This is a genomic window from Rhizobium indigoferae (assembly GCF_034554815.1).
In the GTDB taxonomy this organism is placed as follows: Bacteria; Pseudomonadota; Alphaproteobacteria; order Rhizobiales; family Rhizobiaceae; genus Rhizobium; species Rhizobium leguminosarum.
Map to the genome: position 1 here is coordinate 217,548 of NZ_CP140639.1, position 14,789 is coordinate 232,336.

The following is a 14,789-nucleotide window of genomic DNA, read 5'->3' on the forward strand; positions in this document are numbered from 1 at the left end:
ATGACGGAGCCGCAGATGGCGACACCTGCGGGCGGAATATTGCGGGCCAAGCTACCGACTGGGCGCAATAGAAAACGGGGGCATGCGCACGATGACATTGTCTTTTGGATCGCTGGGTTCCGCGCCGTTTCCGCCGGAGATACAGGAGCACTTGGCTGGACTTGACGGTCAGTTGCGCCTGGGCGGCGAACGGCAAGCGACCACAAGTGACACAATTCTAGATCTTGTCGGGGTGACCTTGTCGTTCGGCGGTGTCGTCGCCCTGAGCGACATCGACTTGTCAGCGCGCAAGGCAGAAATCCTTGCCATTATCGGGCCGAACGGCGCGGGCAAGAGCTCAATCATCAACGTGATCAGCGGCGTGTACCGACCGGATCGCGGCCATGTGCGGCTCTCCGGGCGGCGCTACACCCAGGTCCCGACACAGAAGCTAGCCCGCTTGGGTATTTCCCGCACGTTTCAAAACCTGGCCTTGTTCAAGGGCTTGAGCGTTCTCGACAATGTCGCGATTGGCCGGGTGCACAAGACGCGGTCGAGCTTCATCGAACAGATCGTCGGCCTCGGTCGTGCCCGCACGGAACAGACGGATGCCCGCCGTCGCGCTTTGGACGTGCTCGAGTTCCTCCACCTCTCGCATGTCGGCGGTCGTCTGGCCGGTACACTGCCTTATGGTTTGCAAAAGCGGGTGGAATTGGCGCGCGCGCTGGTGGCCGAGCCCGATATCCTGCTGCTCGATGAGCCGATGGCCGGCATGACGGCGACAGAAAAGAACGAGATGGCCGGTTTCGTGCGCGCCGCGCGCGACAGGTTCAGTACTACCGTCTTGCTGATCGAGCACGATATCGGGGTCGTCATGGATCTCTCCGACCGCGTCGCCGTGCTCGACTACGGCCGCAAGATCGCCGATGGAACGCCCCACGAGGTCCAGCGCGACCCGCGCGTGATCGATGCCTATCTCGGTGTCGCCCCTCAGAACGAAAACGGGGAGGGCATCTGATGGCTGATTTCGACTGGCTGTTTTTCATCGAGGTCCTCGCCGGCGGCCTTCTGTCCGGCGTCATGTATTCGCTGGTCGCGATCGGCTTCGTGCTGATCTACAAGACATCCGGCGTTCTTAATTTTGCGCAAGGGGCGATGCTTCTGTTCGCGGCGCTGACCTTCGTCAGCCTGACGGAACGCGGCATTTCCTTCTCGCTCGCACTCACTATTACCTTCGCGATCATGGTCGTTATCGGAATAGCCGTCGAACGCACGGTGTTAAGGCCGCTGACCAACAAACCGCCTATCACGCTCTTCATGGCGACGCTTGGCCTCTCCTATATCATCGAAGGGGCGGCGCAGTTGATCTGGGGCACGCAGGTGCACGGCCTTGACCTCGGTATCGAGGACGTGCCGTTCGACGTCGGTGGTGTCTACATCAGTCAGTTCGACATCTTCGCAGCCGTCGTTGCCGCCTCCATGGTGCTGCTGCTTTCTCTCTTCTTCCGTTACACCCGCATCGGGCTTGGCTTTCGCGCCGTCGCCGACGACCCGTTCGCGGCGCTCACCGTCGGATTGAAACTCCCCTGGATCTGGGCGACGGTCTGGGCGGCTGCAGGCCTGGTGGCGCTGGTCGCCGGCCTGTTGTGGGGAGCCCGCGTCGGAGTGCAATTCTCCCTGTCGCTGATCGTCCTGAAGGCTCTGCCTGTTCTTGTGCTCGGCGGCTTTGACTCGATCGTCGGTGCGATCGTCGGCGGACTGTTGATCGGTGCGTCCGAGAAGCTGGCCGAGGTCTATATCGGTGAATTTTTTGGCGGCGGTATCGAGGGCTGGTTTGCCTATGTCATCGCGCTCGCCTTCCTCCTCGTGCGACCTTCCGGCCTGTTTGGCCAGAAGCTCGTGGAAAGGGTCTGACCGATGTCCACGATCACTCATGATCTTCCGGCATACAGTTTCCCCGCCCGCTGGGGGACACCACTGGCCTGGCTTGCCATTGCCTATGTCGTTGTGCCGCTTCTCGGGTCCGACTATCTGTTTGAGGCTATCCTGCTGCCGTTCCTGGCGCTCAGCCTCGCCGGCCTCGGTCTCAATATCCTGACGGGTTATGCGGGGCAGGTGTCGCTTGGAAGTGCTGCCTTCATGGCTGTTGGCGCCTTCGCCGCGTTCAATTTCAATCTTCGCGTCGACGGTCTGCCTTTGATCGTCAGCATGGTTCTTGCTGGTTTCGCAGCCGCCGGTATCGGCCTGGTGTTCGGCCTCCCAAGCCTGCGCCTCAAGGGCTTTTACCTTGCGGTTTCGACCCTCGCCGCGCAGTTTTTCGTGCAATGGGCGCTGACCAAATTCAGCTGGTTCTCCAATGAGTCCGCATCCGGCGTGATCGATGCGCCGCAACTTTCGGTCTCCGGCCTTGTCTTCGATGGGCCGGTCGGACGATACTATTTCGCGCTGACGGTGGTCGCCGTCCTCACGTTGCTGACCTATCGGTTGGTGAACTCGCGCACCGGCCGGAATTTCATCGCCGTGCGCGACAACGAGACAGCGGCGCGGATCATCGGCGTGCCGGTGCTCAAGACCAAGCTTCTGGCCTTCGCAATCTCCTCCTTCATCATCGGTATTGCCGGCGTTCTGTGGGCCTTCGCCTATCTCCGCACGGTCGAGCCTGCCGGCTTCAATCTCGACCGCTCATTCCAGATCCTGTTCATCGTCATCATCGGTGGGCTTGCCTCGATCCGGGGGGCCTTTTTTGGAGCGGCGCTGATCGTTGTTTTTCCGCTGGTCCTTTCGCGGCTTGGTTCGTTCCTGCTGGGCGATATCTTCAATTCGGGCGTGCTCGATATGAGCCAGCGCATCGTGCTCGGCGCGCTCATCATCCTCTTTCTGATCCTCGAACCAGACGGGCTTGTCGCGCTTTGGGGCCGGGCTCGAAAACGCATCGGCGCCGCGATCGTGCGGTCCTGATCGAAACGGAGCCTTCAAAGCTCTGAAATGCCAACAACCTTCATCAGATCAACCCTGACCGGGGCCTCGCCCGGTCGATACCGGGAGTATGTCCAAAAATGACGATCCTTGCCAAATTCAAGATTGCGGCTCTTGCCGCAGGCCTCGCCTTCACGGTGGCGCTGCCGATGGCCCATGCGGACGAACAGTACTTTCCGCTCCAGAGCTATCGCGTCGGTCCCTATGCTGCAGGCGGCACCGGCTTCTTCGGTGGCTTCATTGACTATCTGAACCTGATCAACACGCGCGACGGTGGCGTGGGCGGCGTCAAGCTGACATGGTCGGAAGCTGAAACGCAGTATGAGGTCGAGCGTGGCGTCGAAGCATACGAGCGCCTCAAGAGCAACCCGAACGTGGCCGCCTGGAACCCGCTCTCCGTCGGCATTGCCTATGCGATGATCGATCGCATCACCGCAGACAAGGTGCCGCTGATCACCATCAACCATGGTCGCACCGATTCGACCGACGGCCGCGTTTTCCCCTATGTCTTTCCGCTCCTTCTCAATCCCTACAGCGAAACGTCCGGCATCGTGAACTATATCGCGGGAAAGGAGGGTGGACTCGAAAGCTTGAAAGGCAAGAAGATCGTCGTTCTCTATCACGGCTCGCCCTATGGCAAGGAAACCATTCCGATCTATGAACTGCTGGCGAAGAAATACGGTTTCGAACTGCAGCAGATCGAGGTGCCGCATCCCGGCAACGAACAGCAGTCGCAGTGGCTCACAATCCGGCGCGCCAAGCCGGACTACGTCGTCCTGCGCGGGTGGGGCGTGATGAACCCGGTCGCGCTCAAGACCGCAGCGAAGGTCGGCTTCCCGGCAGACCACATTATCGGCAATGTCTGGTCCAATTCAGAAGAAGACGTCATCCCCGCAGGCGATGCCGCCAAGGGCTATACGGCGATCACCACCCAGGCATCGGGCGCCGCATATCCGGTCGTCCAGGAAATCGTCAAAACAATCTACGACGCTGGCAAGGGCAACCTCGAAGATAAGAACCGCATTGGCTCGGTCTATCACAATCTCGGTATCGTCAACGGCATCCTGAATGTCGAGGCGATCCGTATCGCCCAGGAGAAGTTTGGCAAGCGGACGCTGACCGGCGACGAGGTCCGCTGGGGGTTTGAACACCTGCAGCTCGACCCGGCGCGTGTCGAGGCGCTCGGCGCCAAGGGACTGTTCCACTCAATCAACGTCACCTGGGACAACCACGAGGGCAACGGCTACGTGACGTTCCAGCAGTGGGATGGGAAGAAATGGAATGTCGTCTCTGACTGGATCGCGCCGGACTGGGCATTGCTACGTCCGATCATCGAAAAGTCGTCGGAGGCTTACGCTGCGGAAAAGGGTATCAAGCTGCGTACGGCGGCAGACGCCGAAGCAGCCACCAACTGATCCTTTGAAGCCGCGCGCGGCCGGCGCGGCTTCAAGCAAAGGCATAGGAATGGCTGTTGTTCCCTCTCAACCAGCCTCGCGCCTTCTCCTTTTTCAATTGCAGCTCTCAGGCATGGACAGGAACACGATCATGGGTCACGACACTGCTCTGCTTGCCGTCGATGGTCTGAAGGCCACGTACAATCATGCCATCACGGCGCTCGATGGCGTCGACCTCCATCTGGCGGGCGGTGAAATCCTCGCGCTCCTCGGCGCCAACGGCGCCGGCAAGACGACTACGCTCAAGGCGCTGTCCAACCTGCTTCCAGCCGAACGTGGACAGGTCGTTGCAGGCCGTATCCGGTTTGATGGGCTCGACGTCCTACACACAAGCCCTGCTACCCTGGTACGCGCTGGTCTCGTGCAGGTACTTGAAGGTCGCCATTGCTTTCGCAGTCTGACGGTCGAGGAAAACCTTATCTCTGGTGGGTTGGGCCGAGGCAGCACACGCGCTCAAATTGCTGGAGATATCGAGAAAGTCTACGCGCATTTTCCCAGGTTAAAGGAAAAGCGCCGCGCCTTCTCCGGCCTCACCTCGGGCGGCGAGCAGCAGATGACGGCGATCGGCCGGGCGCTGATGTCGCGGCCACGTTTGCTGGTGCTTGACGAGCCATCCATGGGATTGGCGCCGATCGTCGTCCAGGACATTTTCCGGACGCTGCGCCACCTCAATCGCGAAGAGGGTCTTTCCATCCTTGTGGCGGAGCAGAACTCCGCCGTCGCTCTGAAATATTCCGATCGCGCCATCATTCTCAAAAACGGCGTTGCCGTGCTCACTGGCAATGCGAACGATCTGCGGGGGCGTGACGACATCAAGTCTTTCTACCTCGGCCAAAAAGCCGTGGCTCCCGGCATCCCGGCCGTTGTCAGCTAATCCAACCACGAGGAGAAACCACCATGACCCTTCCCACCATAAAAACCGAAAATGCCGCAAAGGCCGTGCCACCTGTTCCACGCCCGTCGCAGCCAGCCCACATTATCAAGACTGACGCCGAAGCGATTGCCATCGCCAAGACACTTGCGGCAGAGTTCGTCAAGGAATCGGCAGCGCGCGACCACGACCGCATCTGGCCGGTCAAGGAACTGGATGCCTTTTCGCAGAGCGGGCTTTGGTCTATCAACGTGCCGAAGGCCTTCGGCGGTCCCGAAGTCTCTTATGCGACGCTTGCGAAGGTCATCGAGATCATCTCGGCGGCCGATTCATCGATCGGACAGATTGCGCAGAACCATCTTGGCGTCGTGGCAGCGATCCGCACGGTTTCGGACCCAGCCCAGCAAAAGCTGTTGTTCGCGGAAGTGCTGAGGGGCACACGCTTCGGCAATGCCTTCTCCGAATTCGGATCCAAGCGCGCGGTGGATTTCGAGACCAAGTTCGTCGATGCCGGCGATCATGTCGTCGTCAACGGCCAGAAATTCTATTCGTCAGGGGCACTGCTCGCGCATCTGGTGCCGATCGTGGCACTGGATGACGAGGGTAGGGCCTGGTACGCAATTGCCGAACGCGGTGCGCCGGGTCTGACCGTCATCGACGACTGGTCCTCCTTCGGCCAGCGTACCACGCTGTCGGGCACGGTCCTGCTTGACAATGTCAAAGTGCCGAAGACGCATCTCGTGCCCGGCTACAAGGGCTATGAAGTGCCGACCACCGACGGAGCGATCTTTCAGATTATCCAAGTGGCTGTCGATACCGGCATCGCACAGGCCGCGATAGACGAGACCGTCAGCTTTGTGCGCACCAAGAGCCGCGCCTGGGTGGATTCCGGCGTCGACAACGCCTGGGACGATCCCTACACAATCCAGGCGATAGGGGACTTGACGCTACGGCTTCATGCGGCGCAGGCGCTGCTTGAAAAGGCAGGTTATGCCATTGACCGGGCGATCCTCGATCCGAACGCGGGAACCGTTGCGGAAGCCCAAATCGTTACCGCCGAAGCGAAGATCCTCTCCACCGAAATCGCGATTGCGGCCACCAACAAGTTGTTCGAGCTGGCAGGAACGCGCTCAACCCTTGCAGAGCACGGGCTTGATCGCCACTGGCGCAACGCCCGCACCCATACTCTGCACGACCCGGTCCGCTGGAAGTACGCCATTCTGGGTAAGTATTTTCTGAACGGCGAGAAGCCACCGCTCCATGCCTGGAGCTGAGGTTTCCGATCTGCAGGGCACCCTGAGGTCGGGTGCTCTGCAGATTGTGTCTTGCAGCATATACGAGGGAGGAAGCTTTCGCCTTCCTCAACGACTACGCTCCAGAATACGGTCCTTGCCGACAACGCCTGTCAATATCTCACCCGCTTTGAACATGCAGGTGAGATTCTTTTTGGCCCACACTCCGCAATCAGCGTCGCGGACTTCTTGCTCGGACCAAGCCACATTCTGCCCACAGGAGGGGCCGCGAAAACGACCTCCCCCTTGGCGGTCTTCGATTTTCTGAAGCGTACATCGATCGCTTCCCTGTCCGATGAAGCCTATCGGGGCGTTGCTCAATCCGAAGACGATCCGTGTCGATCAGGAGACGGAGTTCGGGTCCGCGATCTTGACCTGTGGGCCTACGCCAGGGGGAACCTTGGACTTCTCACGCCCAGGCAAGCCGACCGATAATGCGTTCATTGAAGCGTTCAATGGCCGCTTCCGCGCCGAATGTCTGAACCAGCATTGGTTCCTGACACTTGCGGATGCGCGCGAAAAGATGGAGGATTGGCGTAGATACTACAATCCTGTTTCATAACACCCATCTTTCTATGTCATTGAAGGGAATAGGTTTTCCTGATCTGGAGGCGATCCCGCGGGGTGGCGAGGGTTCTTCCGGGCACGATCGAGGATCTGACGTGCTTGTGGGGTCGCGAGTTTGGAACGGCTGAAGATCCATGGGCCATCGGGTAGCGGATGAACCCCCTCAATATCGCCAGCCTCGGCCGCCAGACGCAGCGTCTTTGGCGTTATCCCGAGTAACTTCGCCGCACCGCCCAGATTAAGCCATGGCTCGACCCCGTCGATCTGCGGACGGAAGACCGGAATCTTGCGATATGACCTCAGCGCGGTGACCCGCTCCCGTGTCCAGCGATTGCCATTGCCGGTCGTCAATCCGTTGCGATTGAGGACACCGGCAATCACGTCGTCATTGGCGATCAAGATGAGCTGTCTCACAGCGTCGACAATGTCGTCAGGGGTCGCGTTTCTTTGGCCACGGCGTCGCTTCGGCAGGCGCAGCTCGGTGTGGACGCCTCCAACCCAATGAATGACGAGGACGATCTCAGAGGTTCCATCATCGAGATCGGCGACCACTTCATTGATGAGCGTGCGCACGATGCGCTTCTTCAGTCTTGCATCGGTTGTCGGCGCCGTCCAGACGGTGCGAAGGTTTCCCGCAAGTGCGGTTACCTGTGATGCGGACATAGGGAACGGCTGCGGCGTAACTGTCCGATGTTTGGCAATCTTGGCCTCGATCTCGCCGACGCCAGTCAGCGCCTTGTTCCAGCGCGCCTCCAGCTCCGACGTTACAAGTCTGTTTTCCGGATCGGCCGCGTCATATTGCCGGAATGCCCGGTCGGCTACATAGCGTGCTGCCTCGAGGTCGCGCAGCAGGGCATCCTGAACCTGATCGCGTTGGCTGGCCATATTGCGTTCCGCCTCAACGGCGGCCGCGATGGCTCCCGGTTCGACCACGCCGAGCAGCGCCTCCTCGATCGCATCATCGACCCGCAGACCGCCGAAGGCGATGCAACGTGGTTCGCCACTATCGAGTAGACCACGCCAACAGGAATAGCGCGGGATGTTATGGTTGGCTCCTGTGTAACGAACCGTCAGCTTCCGGCCGCACCTTTTGCAGCGGAACAGGCCGGCAAGCAGAGCGTCGCCATGCTTCGGCGCTCCATGATGGCGACTGGCCGGTACATTGTCGCTGACCATCTTGCGGATCTCCTCCGCCCGTTCCCAACTGATGTAACCTTCGTGCGCGTCCGGGATCAGGGCAAGCCATTCATCACGCGCCTTGCGGCGAATTCCAGATCGGCCATCGTATCCCGGTACGGAACGACTCTTACCATAAGCATAAGCGCCGCCGTAGATCGGGTTCGCAATCATCCGGTGGATGGTGGCATAATTTGGCCTGCGCCAGATGACGTCACCGTTGGCGCACCTGACGGGCAGGTCCAACCCCTGCTCAAGGAACCATAGCAAGGCCTGCCGGGCACTCCCGAGTTCGGTGACCTTGTTGAAGACGAGTGCGATGGCTTCCTGGATGCGTCGGTCTGGATCCTTCTCGATCCTATCACCGGCCTTTACGAAGCCGGCCGGAACAGTGACGACGAGTTCACCGCGGCGAGCCTTCTCATAGCGGGCGGAAAGGGAACGCTGACGCAAGAGATCGAGTTCATACTCGTTGAGGCTGCCCTTCAAACCCAGGAGCAGGCGGTCGTTGCCCTGGCGGGGCGCATAAACTGCTTCCTGGTCGACCAGGACGGTATCGACAACGCGGCACATCTCGATGAGTTGCTGCCAATCGCGGCTGTTCCGGGCGAAGCGCGATACCTCACGCGCGGCCACGGCGCCAACCTTGCCAAGGCAGACTTCCGCCACCATCCGATCAAATCCAGCGCGGGTCACGCCGCCGGCGGCCGAACGACCAAGGTCGTCATCCACCGTCTCTATCTGTGACCATCCAAGCGCTGCCAGACGGTCGCGCATGGCGTACTGGAGGGCGCTGCTCTCTCGATTGTGCAGAACCTGGTGAGCCGAGGACTGCCGAACATAGAGGATGGCCTTCCGCTCCAGATGATGCGGCCCGATCTTCTCATGCATCATGACCGGCCTCCTTCTGTTGGGAGGCATGTCCGCACTTTGCGTGATCGACGAACAGCCGCACGATGAGCACCGTCAACGCTTGGCGAGTCTCCTCCGGCAACTCCGACCATTGCGGCGTCCCTGCCGTCTTCCCCCGCTGCGGGGCCGAGAACAGATCGAACTGGCATGTCATGGGCTGGCGAGGCATGAACATCTCTCCGACTCGTTTCGTGAGAGACCAATGCTGCGCCCATTACCGAAGATTGCGATGACGCATCAGCGTCCTTCAGCAATCTTGCCAAAGTATGCAGGCTTGCGAGATCGACGTGCGGGACCGCCAAGCTGCGCCAACAACCACTCACTGATCGGTCGAACATCCACGACGGGACCTCAAGAAGTCGACCAGAAGAAGAACCAGAAAGGCTGCAGCGGAAAATATGCGTCCCTTTGGACACCGCATCATGCACGTGAACGAGCCGTCCGGACCAGGGATGCCACGGATACATAAGCTCGCGAACCTCGGTCCCGTGGGTGTTCTGTCGTCGTGTTGTACAACGAAGAACGGCCTCATGGTGCAATCGGCAATAAGGTGCCGATCTCGCTGATGAAATCAGGAGGCGCAACCAGCCCGCCTCCCTGAATGATGATCTGAACCCTTCAAACTGGACCAGTTTTGGTTAGAGTTTTCCGGTGCATTTTCCTGGCTTGGAAAGGAACGGAAGACGATGAAGGCATCGCAGTTTTCAGACGCACAAAAGGCGTTCATTTTGAAACAGGGTGATGAAGGTGTGTCTGTCGCGGAGATCTGTCGCAAGGCGGGGATCAGCCAGGCGACCTATTTCAACTGGAAGAAAAAATACGCCGGCATGTTGCCGCCGGAGATGAAGAAGCTGAAGCAACTCGAGGACGAGAACGCTCGGCTGAAACGGATCGTCGCAGATCTGACGCTCGATCGCGAGATGCTGCAGGACGTCATCCGGCGAAAGCTCTAAGGCCTGCTCGCAAGCGGGAGGTGGTGAAGGGCATGTGCCGCGATTGGGCGATCTCGATCCGGCGTGCCTGTGAGGCGCTGAACTTTGATCGTTCGACCTACCACTACACCTCTCGCCGTGCCGATCAGGCCGGTCTGGAACGTCGTATTCGAGAGATCTGCGAGACGCGTGTCCGTTACGGCTATCGTCGTGTGCATGTGCTGTTGGAACGCGAGGGTTGGGGCACCAACATCAAGCGAACCTATCGCATTTACAAGGACTTGGGTCTTCAACTGCGCAACAAGACGCCGAAGCGGCGAGTCAAAGCCAAGCTGCGGGAGGATCGGCAAATGGCAGTCGGTCCGAACGATGTCTGGGCTATGGACTTTGTTCACGACCAACTCGCGACTGGGAAGAAGCTGCGCGTCTTGACGGTGGTCGATACCTTCTCGCGTTACGTACCGGTGCTTGATCCACGTCACAGCTATCGCGGTGAAGATGTCGTGCAAACCCTGGAACGAGTATGCCGGAAAGTTGGCTATCCGAAGACGATCAGGGTGGATCAGGGGACTGAGTTCGTGTCTCGCGATCTTGACCTTTGGGCCTATGCCAAAGGCGTCACCTTGGACTTCTCACGCCCCGGCAAACCGACCGACAATGCGTTCATTGAAGCGTTCAATGGCCGCTTCCGCGCCGAATGTCTGAACCAGCACTGGTTCCTGACCCTTGCGGATGCCCGCGAAAAGATGGAGGATTGGCGTAGAGAGTATAATGAGTTTCGGCCACATGGTGCGATCGGCAATAAGGTGCCGATCTCGCTGATGAAATCAGGAGGCGCAACCAGCCCGCCTCCCTGAATGAAGCCGGAAACTCAAGCCTCAGCTGGTCCAGAAACCTGGGGCGGTTCAAAAACCACCGAGGCTCTAACCAGCGCTGGATGAAAGTGCAGTGGCAGGTCACCGACACTGTAACCGGTGTCTGCCCCACATTGCCCGCTCTTGGCTGATCCAAGGGGGAGTTTCTCCATGGACACTACATCGGAGGTTCTCACGACAAGGCCAGACCGGCGTGAGGTTCATCGCGGCCGGACGAAGGAGAAGGCGCGGATCGTGTCGGAGAGCTTGCGGCAGGGCGCGACGGTAAGCCGCGTTGCGCTTGTGCGCACTCGGCACGTGACGCAGTCGTCGATACCGGCCCTGGTTATGCGTTCGGAGCTGGACCGGATCGCCGCGACGGCCGCCCTTCGCGACGATGGTGACGACCTCACCGATCAAACCATCGCAGGCGAGATTCCGCATTGAATGGCCGCTCTGTAAACGCTCTCTCGACGCTAGCCTACATGCTATTGGCGGAAATATTCCCATGCCAACAGTTTGTCGTTTCAGATCATCGCCATGCCGCCGTTTACGTGCAGCGTCTGGCCCGTCATATAGGCGGCCTCGGAGGACGCAAGGTAAGCAACCGCCGAAGCGACTTCGCCGCCCGTGCCCATGCGCTTCATCGGGATCGCCCCCATGATCGCTTCCTTCTGCTTGTCGTTCAGCTTGCCGGTCATGGCGCTTTCGATAAAGCCGGGCGCCACGCAATTGACCGTCACGTTACGAGTGGCGATCTCCTGCGCCAGCGACTTGGTGAAGCCGATCATGCCGGCCTTGGAGGCGCAGTAATTGGCCTGGCCAGGATTGCCGGTGACGCCGACGACGGACGTGATGTTGATGATGCGGCCATAGCGGCGGCGCATCATCGGATGTGTCAATTCGCGCGTCAGGCGGAAGGTCGCCGTCAGGTTCACCTCGATGACGCTGTCCCAATCTTCGTCGCTCATCCGCACGAAGAGACCGTCGCGGGTGATGCCGGCATTGTTGACGAGGATATCGACGCCTTCAAGCTCGGCTTCGGCCTTCTGGCCGAGCGCCTTGACCTCGTCGCGATCGGACAGGTTCGCCGGGAAGATCTTGACGCGCTCGCCGAGTTCGGCCGCCAGCGCTTCCAGCTTCTCGACGCGAGTGCCGTGCAGGCCGACGATTGCGCCTTGCTTATGAAGAAGGCGGGCGATTTCCTCGCCGATACCGCCGGATGCGCCGGTGACGAGAGCCTTGCGGCCGGAAAGATCGAACATGGAGACGTTCCTTATATCTGGAGATACCAATCAGGCCATGAGGGCGGCGACGGCCGCGTCGATATCCGCCGGACCGTTGACGGAGATGCCGTTGATCGTCTTGTCGATGCGGCGGGCAAGGCCGGTCAGCACCTTGCCGGGACCGAGTTCATAAAGCGTCGTGACGCCATTTCCAGCGAACCATTCCACCGTTTCGCGCCAGCGGACCTGACCGGTCACCTGCTCGACCAGGAGGCTGGCGATCTCGTCGGCGCCTGTCACGGGGGCGGCACGGACATTGGCGATGACAGGCACGACCGGATCGGATTTGGCGACCGTTGCCAGCGCTTCGCGCATGGCGTCGGCGGCCGGCGCCATCAGCGTCGAATGGAACGGAGCGGAGACCGGCAGCAGGATGGCGCGCTTGGCGCCCTTGTCGGTCGCAAGACCGGCCGCCTTTTCGACGGCTGCCTTCTCGCCCGAGATGACGATCTGGCCGCCGCCATTGTCGTTGGCGATCTGGCAGGCGCCGGCGGCGGCCGCTGCCTCGCAGACGGCAACGACGTCGGCATGTTCGAGGCCGATGATCGCGGCCATGGCGCCGACGCCGACTGGGACGGCCGCCTGCATGGCATTGCCGCGGATGCGCAACAGCCGCGCGGTGCCGGCGGCGCAGAGTGCCGAATATTCGCCGAGCGAATGACCGGCGACGTAAGCGACCTTCGACTTCAGATCCAGCCCTTTGGCTTCGAGCCCGCGGACGACGGCGATCGAGACGGCCATCAGCGCCGGCTGGGCGTTCGCAGTCAAGGTCAACGTATCCTCGGGACCGTTGAACATGACGTCCGAAAGCTTTTCACCGAGTGCCTGATCGACCTCTTCGAAAACGGCGCGAGCTTCCGCGAAATTCTCGGCGAGATCCTTGCCCATGCCGACGGCCTGACTGCCCTGACCGGGAAAAGTGAAAGCGATGGTCATTTTCATGTCCCTGATTACGCCCCTTAAGGCTGTTTTGCCTCCAATTGACATTCTTTCCGGCAGAGTCAAGTGGCGGCTCATTCTCCGCAAAGCCTTTCGCACCGGCGCAAAAGCCCGGTTTTTGCTCACCGACGACTTCAACACGCAGGTCGCGCCCTGCTCTCCAGCTGGTATCGACATGGGCTTTGCTGAAGGGCGCGGCACAGCCAAACTGTGCTCAATGCCACAATAATGATATCGATGACGCGGCCAACGAGCTCAGGCAGCAGGATGATGTTGGGCTGGCCCCCGAAGAGATAAAAGCAATTGAAGGACGACCATGCCGCGACTGTGAGGCAGTGGTGGATAGTCAATTTTTCTGACATGCTATTGTCGCGCGAGCGCCATCGGCGGTAAAGTTTCTCAAGTCCGCGGCCCAGACCAAGTGACAATGTGCAGGCGATAGCGAGCGTGAGAGGCGCAGCGCAAACCTTGGGTATGGGCAAAGCCTGACCAAAGAGATAAAAGCCGGATTGAAGCAGTTTTTCCCATATGCCCTCTTCATGCGTCCAAACACCAGAGAAGTAATAGCCCCAGTTGCCGGCATAGAGATAATAGTACCCATAAAAACCGATAATAAGACCGAAGAACATATAGTAGACATTCCGGCGCTGTGGATCGAGCACGACGCTCCAGTAGGCGCGCTGCAGGTCGATGTCGCCGCAATTGCCCATACAGCCCACACACGCGCCTATGTCACCTTCAGCAGTTGCCTTCCGGCACATAGACTGAGGCAGCTTGGGGCGTAAAAAATGGGGGTGGCTCTCGAAGATTCCTCCAGGTTCGGTGTAGATTTTCTGAACGATATTCGCCGGACAGAAATAGTTGCACCACGTCTTACCGCCCCACAGAAAACCGGTCAGCAACGCAGCGCCGATGATCGACAGCGATGCGATGGCCATGGCTTTACGATCCGTATTAATGACGAGGATCCGGGCCACGATACCAATGAACAGCAGGCCAAACTGCACATACCAACTGTTGCGGGCTAGCCAACTCTGGTGTCCGATCACTGGCAGCGTCTTGCGAATGGTGCCGGTGCGACGCTCCACTTTACTGCGATAACGACGCAAGCCAACCAGCCCGGGTATCTGGGAGGCAAGCGATAAGGGGCACACCCGGCGCCACGCTTCGTGCCCGAATACCATGAGGAACAACGGCATGATCGGTATAAGCATGGTCCAGAAGACGCGCGTGCCGAGGGCATACGGCTCAACACGAAGCTCCACGCCCTGCACAATGACAGCATGGTGGGCGATGCTGAATGGACTGCTTCCATTGTCAGCCTCCGTCAGCCCAGCGGAATAAGGATCCCAAAAGAGAGACATAATCAGGATGAGCCACGCGAGGAGCAATAGGCCCCGCACATACAGCATCTTCCGCTCAGCCACCGATGAAAGCATCAAGCGCTCCCCGCTTCTCTCGCAACTACCACTGTTCAACTTAAAAAAATCCGCAACTCGCTGGCCACAGCGCGCGGCAAGCCTGCATCGCGGCCTGGTAATCGGCTGAAAT

13 protein-coding genes and 3 pseudogenes are annotated in these 14,789 nt (G+C 59.7%); 11 read left to right on the forward strand and 5 right to left on the reverse strand.

Annotation, left to right across the window (positions count from 1 at the left end; genetic code table 11):
• The first annotated feature begins 82 nt into the window (after positions 1 to 82).
• The 8 genes and pseudogenes from U5G49_RS36340 to U5G49_RS36375 form a co-directional block, all read left to right on the forward strand.
• A complete protein-coding gene (locus tag U5G49_RS36340) occupies positions 83 to 997 on the forward strand; it encodes an ABC transporter ATP-binding protein (RefSeq protein ID WP_193446189.1) in 915 nt (304 codons plus the stop codon).
• Positions 997 to 1,893, forward strand: a complete 897-nt coding sequence (locus U5G49_RS36345; RefSeq protein WP_193446188.1) for a branched-chain amino acid ABC transporter permease — start codon at positions 997 to 999, stop codon at positions 1,891 to 1,893. The genes U5G49_RS36340 and U5G49_RS36345 overlap by 1 nt, the downstream gene beginning before the upstream one ends.
• Positions 1,894 to 1,896: 3 nt before the next feature.
• The gene (locus U5G49_RS36350) at positions 1,897 to 2,937 is read left to right on the forward strand and encodes a branched-chain amino acid ABC transporter permease (protein WP_193446187.1); all 1,041 of its coding nucleotides are present in this window, start codon (positions 1,897 to 1,899) and stop codon (positions 2,935 to 2,937) included.
• 98 nt (positions 2,938 to 3,035) lie between these two features.
• A complete protein-coding gene (locus tag U5G49_RS36355; RefSeq protein ID WP_193446186.1) occupies positions 3,036 to 4,370 on the forward strand; it encodes an ABC transporter substrate-binding protein in 1,335 nt (444 codons plus the stop codon).
• A 130-nt stretch (positions 4,371 to 4,500) separates the two neighbouring features.
• Complete coding sequence (locus tag U5G49_RS36360; RefSeq protein WP_193446185.1) at positions 4,501 to 5,283, forward strand: ABC transporter ATP-binding protein; 783 nt, start codon at positions 4,501 to 4,503, stop codon at positions 5,281 to 5,283.
• A gap of 23 nt (positions 5,284 to 5,306) precedes the next feature.
• Positions 5,307 to 6,554 carry an SfnB family sulfur acquisition oxidoreductase gene (locus U5G49_RS36365; protein WP_193446184.1) on the forward strand — a complete coding sequence of 416 codons (1,248 nt, stop codon included), beginning with the start codon at positions 5,307 to 5,309 and terminating at the stop codon, positions 6,552 to 6,554.
• Between the two features lie 51 nt (positions 6,555 to 6,605).
• Positions 6,606 to 6,833 (forward strand): annotated as a pseudogene (locus U5G49_RS36370) (histidinol dehydrogenase); the annotation flags it as partial.
• Positions 6,834 to 6,894: 61 nt separating this feature from the next.
• Positions 6,895 to 7,122, forward strand: a pseudogene (locus U5G49_RS36375) (integrase core domain-containing protein); the annotation flags it as partial.
• Between the two features lie 23 nt (positions 7,123 to 7,145).
• On the opposite strand, the gene U5G49_RS36380 reads toward U5G49_RS36375, so the two are convergent.
• Positions 7,146 to 9,209: a recombinase family protein gene (locus U5G49_RS36380; RefSeq protein WP_284200498.1), complete on the reverse strand. Its 2,064-nt coding sequence runs from the start codon at positions 9,207 to 9,209 to the stop codon at positions 7,146 to 7,148.
• Positions 9,199 to 9,396 (reverse strand): hypothetical protein, encoded by a 198-nt coding sequence (locus U5G49_RS36385; RefSeq protein WP_065283532.1) that lies wholly within the window; start codon positions 9,394 to 9,396, stop codon positions 9,199 to 9,201. The genes U5G49_RS36380 and U5G49_RS36385 overlap by 11 nt, the downstream gene beginning before the upstream one ends.
• A 517-nt stretch (positions 9,397 to 9,913) precedes the next feature.
• Here U5G49_RS36385 and U5G49_RS36390 point away from each other — a divergent pair.
• From U5G49_RS36390 to U5G49_RS36400, 3 genes and pseudogenes are all read left to right on the forward strand, one after another.
• Positions 9,914 to 10,063, forward strand: a pseudogene (locus U5G49_RS36390) (transposase); the annotation flags it as partial.
• On the forward strand, positions 10,045 to 11,016 hold the full coding sequence (locus U5G49_RS36395) for an IS3 family transposase (RefSeq protein WP_322790971.1): 972 nt from the start codon (positions 10,045 to 10,047) through the stop codon (positions 11,014 to 11,016). The pseudogene U5G49_RS36390 and the gene U5G49_RS36395, both read left to right, overlap by 19 nt.
• A gap of 168 nt (positions 11,017 to 11,184) precedes the next feature.
• Complete coding sequence (locus tag U5G49_RS36400; RefSeq protein ID WP_193446044.1) at positions 11,185 to 11,460, forward strand: hypothetical protein; 276 nt, start codon at positions 11,185 to 11,187, stop codon at positions 11,458 to 11,460.
• Positions 11,461 to 11,540: 80 nt separating this feature from the next.
• Here U5G49_RS36400 and fabG read toward each other — a convergent pair whose 3' ends face one another.
• The 3 genes from fabG to U5G49_RS36415 form a co-directional block, all read right to left on the reverse strand.
• Positions 11,541 to 12,278: a 3-oxoacyl-[acyl-carrier-protein] reductase gene (fabG, locus tag U5G49_RS36405; protein WP_193446043.1), complete on the reverse strand. Its 738-nt coding sequence runs from the start codon at positions 12,276 to 12,278 to the stop codon at positions 11,541 to 11,543.
• Positions 12,279 to 12,308: 30 nt separating this feature from the next.
• Positions 12,309 to 13,235: an ACP S-malonyltransferase gene (gene fabD / locus U5G49_RS36410; protein ID WP_193446042.1), complete on the reverse strand. Its 927-nt coding sequence runs from the start codon at positions 13,233 to 13,235 to the stop codon at positions 12,309 to 12,311.
• Positions 13,236 to 13,372: 137 nt separating this feature from the next.
• Positions 13,373 to 14,677, reverse strand: coding sequence for a 4Fe-4S binding protein (locus U5G49_RS36415; RefSeq protein WP_193446041.1), 1,305 nt, complete (start codon positions 14,675 to 14,677; stop codon positions 13,373 to 13,375).
• Between the last annotated feature and the right edge of the window lie 112 nt (positions 14,678 to 14,789).